Source organism: Streptomyces sp. (assembly GCF_036566765.1).
In the GTDB taxonomy this organism is placed as follows: Bacteria; Actinomycetota; Actinomycetes; order Streptomycetales; family Streptomycetaceae; genus Streptomyces.
The window spans coordinates 1-3023 of sequence record NZ_DATCVQ010000352.1; the positions used below are offsets into that span (position 1 = coordinate 1).

At 73.7% G+C, this 3023-nt stretch carries 8 protein-coding genes; 2 read left to right on the forward strand and 6 right to left on the reverse strand.

From position 1 onward, the window contains the following. From VIU94_RS20505 to VIU94_RS20525, 5 genes are all read right to left on the reverse strand, one after another. The coding region (locus VIU94_RS20505) for a hypothetical protein (RefSeq protein WP_331913290.1) at positions 1 to 385 on the reverse strand (385 nt) is incomplete at its 3' end. Beyond that, positions 382 to 876, reverse strand: coding sequence for a hypothetical protein (locus VIU94_RS20510; protein WP_331913291.1), 495 nt, complete (start codon positions 874 to 876; stop codon positions 382 to 384). The genes VIU94_RS20505 and VIU94_RS20510, both read right to left, overlap by 4 nt. After that, entirely contained in the window at positions 873 to 1043 is a 171-nt protein-coding gene (locus VIU94_RS20515) for a hypothetical protein (RefSeq protein ID WP_331913292.1), read from the reverse strand. The genes VIU94_RS20510 and VIU94_RS20515 overlap by 4 nt, the downstream gene beginning before the upstream one ends. Continuing rightward, a complete protein-coding gene (locus VIU94_RS20520) occupies positions 1040 to 1426 on the reverse strand; it encodes a hypothetical protein (protein WP_331913293.1) in 387 nt (128 codons plus the stop codon). Before VIU94_RS20520 ends, VIU94_RS20515 begins: the two co-directional genes overlap by 4 nt. After that, on the reverse strand, positions 1423 to 1731 hold the full coding sequence (locus VIU94_RS20525) for a hypothetical protein (RefSeq protein ID WP_331913294.1): 309 nt from the start codon (positions 1729 to 1731) through the stop codon (positions 1423 to 1425). Before VIU94_RS20525 ends, VIU94_RS20520 begins: the two co-directional genes overlap by 4 nt. A 134-nt stretch (positions 1732 to 1865) precedes the next feature. On the opposite strand from VIU94_RS20525, the gene VIU94_RS20530 reads away from it, so the two are divergent. Together VIU94_RS20530 and VIU94_RS20535 are read left to right on the forward strand one after the other, a co-directional pair. After that, positions 1866 to 2120, forward strand: coding sequence for a hypothetical protein (locus VIU94_RS20530; RefSeq protein ID WP_331913295.1), 255 nt, complete (start codon positions 1866 to 1868; stop codon positions 2118 to 2120). Between the two features lie 69 nt (positions 2121 to 2189). Next, the gene (locus tag VIU94_RS20535) at positions 2190 to 2387 is read left to right on the forward strand and encodes a hypothetical protein (RefSeq protein ID WP_331913296.1); all 198 of its coding nucleotides are present in this window, start codon (positions 2190 to 2192) and stop codon (positions 2385 to 2387) included. Here VIU94_RS20535 and VIU94_RS20540 read toward each other — a convergent pair. Next, positions 2384 to 3023 (reverse strand): hypothetical protein (locus VIU94_RS20540; RefSeq protein WP_331913297.1); only part of this gene is annotated, 640 nt, incomplete at its 5' end. The two genes, VIU94_RS20535 and VIU94_RS20540, sit on opposite strands and share 4 nt — an antisense overlap.

A 3023-nucleotide genomic window follows, 5' to 3' on the forward strand; every position in this document is an offset into this window, starting at 1 on the left:
CCGCACGGACGCGAATGCCCGCCTCTTCGAGGAGCGCCCGCACGGTCTTGGTGTCGGGCAGTCCGGCGGCTTCGGCAAGCTGGGTGAGGCGGACGTGTTCGCCGCCCGCGCTGAGGTCGTAGAGGACGGCGACGATGTCGATGGGCTCCTCGTCCGGTTGCTGCTCCTCGTCGACGGGGCGGCGCCCGGCCGCCCAGCCGCGGGCCTTGCGAACGGTGGCGGCGGCCATGAGCCCGGCGACGAAGTAGCCGAGCTCCGGCACGGCGTAGACGACGCCGCCGGCTGCTGCTCCGGCAATGGCGAGGACGGCCACGCCCGCGGCCCTGTTGGGCTGTTCCTCAGGCGCGGGATGGACGTCGGCGGGTGCCTGCTCGGTGGCGGTCACGACACAGCCCCAGTGAGCCACACGCCGAGGCCGTTGACGACCGACGCGAGCGGTACAGCCGCGTACCGGGCGACGCCGGCGGACAGGCCGAGGCCGACACCGCTCCCCCATCCGCGCCACTTCGAGCCGGTGGCGCCCTTCTTCCGGCGGGCGAGGTAGACGGCGAGGATCACGGCGGTCATGAACAGGCCGCCCTCGGTCAACGGCGCCGAGGTGGAGCCGGGGGCGGTTCCGGCTTGGGCACCGACGCCGTAGATGAGGATGCCGTCGCCGAAGGCGCCGAGCCCCCAGAGGGCGGTGTCGCCGATCCAACCGACGAGTCCGCCGACGACCATGACGGTCAGGGCGCCGACGCACCAGCAGAGCAGGAACGGAAGCAGGTCGCCGAGCTGGGCGACGGCGTTGGCCTGGAGGGTCTTGATGCCGGGGTACCAGATGGCGACTTCCACGACGAGGAGGATGACGCCGACGAGGACGGCTCCGAGGGTCATGCGTGCTCCCAGATGGCGGCCACGTACACGGCGGCGGTGAGGAGGAGGGCGGCGGTCCGGATGGCGCGGAGGGTGTCGATGGGCCATCTGTCCGCCGCGGCGAGGGCGACGAGGCCGACGCCGGCGGCGAGGGTGATGGTGCCGAAGCCGATCAGGGCGAGGGTCACGATGCGCCACCCGTGGGGTCAGTGGCGCACTCGGTGGTCGGGGTGTGGTCGGTGAACTCGTCGGCGAGCGCCGCGAGCTGCGCCGCGGTGGCGCGCAGCTGGTCGTGCCAGCGCCGGGCCGTCTCGGCGTCGGTCGGGACGTGCGCCGGCCGCATGTCGGCAGCGGCCTGAGCTGCGGCGCGTGCCTGGCGCACGGCTTCGTCGGTCTGCGCCACGCGCTGCGCCACTCGCTCGGCGAGCGGGAGCTCGAACCACTCCAGGTCGCGCGCCACGGTTCGGTGGTGGATACCGAGCTGCTCGGCGATGGCGCGGTTCGACGCGCCGCCGCGCCACAGGCGGCGCACGTTCGCGCGTCGCTGCGCCACTTCCGTGGGGGTGCTCATCGCGGGCTCCCGGCGGCAGTGCGGAGGACGATCGCGTACGCGTCGCGGGTGGTGCGCCCGATGATGCGGGGCATCGCGGCGAGGAGGGCGCGGTCGAGCTCGTCGGCGGCGGGGGTGCGGAAGCCGTACCGCTCGGTGGCGTAGGTGAGGGCGCGGGCGGTGCGGTTGCCGTCGCTCATGGGGTCGTCGGGCCGGATGGTGGAGAGCTGCTTGGCGATGGCGTGGAGGCCGGCGCGGACGTCGTCGTCGAGGCGTGCGCGCCGCAGCCCTTCGTCGGGCTGGGTGAGGTGGGTACGCTCGGTCATGCCTGCTCCTGGTCAGTTCAGGGGTGGGCGGGCCCCGGCGGAGTTGCACCTCCGGCCGGGGCCGTTCTGTTGTGACGGATCGAGCGTAGCGACTTCCTAGGCAAATGCCTAGTAAGTCAGGAAGAATGGTGCCCATGCCCGAGGCCGACGAAGGAGGGCCCGAGATGGTGTCGTTCCGCGAACTCGCGCGACGGCTGGTCGAGGACGGGGTGGTGCCGTCCATGAGCAACCAGCGCGTGTCACAGCTGGCCCGAACGGACCCGGACTTCCCGCCGGTGGTCAAGGTCGGCCGATCGAGCGCAGTGGACTACCGGGTGGCACGCCCGTACTTCGCGACAAGGAAGAGCCGGCAGGGACAACGCACGGACCTGAAGCGCGACGCCGAGTAGCAGCAGCGAGAGGGCCCCCACCCACTCGGGCGGGGGCCTTCGCCGTGCCCGGCGTGACCACGGCCGGGCGTGGCCGGTTGGTCGGGCATGGACGTCTTCGAGCCGGTGACCGGCGACTACCCCAACGAGCCGCGCGAGCCGCTGCTGACCTTCACCGAGGCGCGCGAGGCGGTACGGCTGCTGCAGCTGCTCGCGGACGACGAGGAGGAGGGCCAGGCGGCGCGGCAGCTGCTCGGCGACCTCGCCGCGCGGCTGCCGGCCGACTAGGCGGCGGCCTGGTCGTGGTCGATGAGCTGCTTCAGCCCGCGCCAGGTGGCGGGCGGGTAGGCGGTCGCACACCAGGGGCAGGTGATGACGGTCTCGCCGGGCTGCAGCCGGAGGATCGCGCCGCAGACGCTGCCGTCGGTGTGCTGGGCGGGGCAGGGGCCGAGGCGCTGGCCGCGGGGGCGGTCGACGGCGCCGACGATGCTGGCGACGCTCCGCTCGACGTCGCGGATCTCGTGGGCGAGGTCGCCGGCGGCGGGCCATTCGGCGGCGATGGAGGGCGCGTTGCGGGCGAGGGCGAGGGCTGCTCGTCGGATGCGGCCCTCGATGCTGCCGTAGGCGCGGGGCGGGTTCATGCCGCGGTCGCGTTGCAGGGCGCTCCACCAGTCCTCCAGAACGCCGACGAGTCCGCCGGGCCCCCGGAGGTCGAGCACGTGCTCGGAGACGGGCAGGGGGGCGTGTGCGCGTCCCGTGCGCCCGCCTGAGTCGCCCGGGCGGACGGCGGGCGTCAGGAACGGCGCGAGGGCGGTGTAGAGCCGCGGCATGCGGTGGAGCCGGTCGGCGAGGGCGCGCGTGTCGCTGGGGCAGAGGTAGCCGTGCTCGATCGGGGTCTCGCACATGCCGCAGTCGGTCATCGGG

Coding starts and splice junctions, on each gene's coding strand:
- VIU94_RS20510 (WP_331913291.1), bottom strand. CDS start 876: ATGACCCTCGGAGCCGTCCTCGTCGGCGTCATCCTCCTCGTCGTGGAA.
- VIU94_RS20530 (WP_331913295.1), top strand. CDS start 1,866: ATGCCCGAGGCCGACGAAGGAGGGCCCGAGATGGTGTCGTTCCGCGAA.
- VIU94_RS20525 (WP_331913294.1), bottom strand. CDS start 1,731: ATGACCGAGCGTACCCACCTCACCCAGCCCGACGAAGGGCTGCGGCGC.
- VIU94_RS20520 (WP_331913293.1), bottom strand. CDS start 1,426: ATGAGCACCCCCACGGAAGTGGCGCAGCGACGCGCGAACGTGCGCCGC.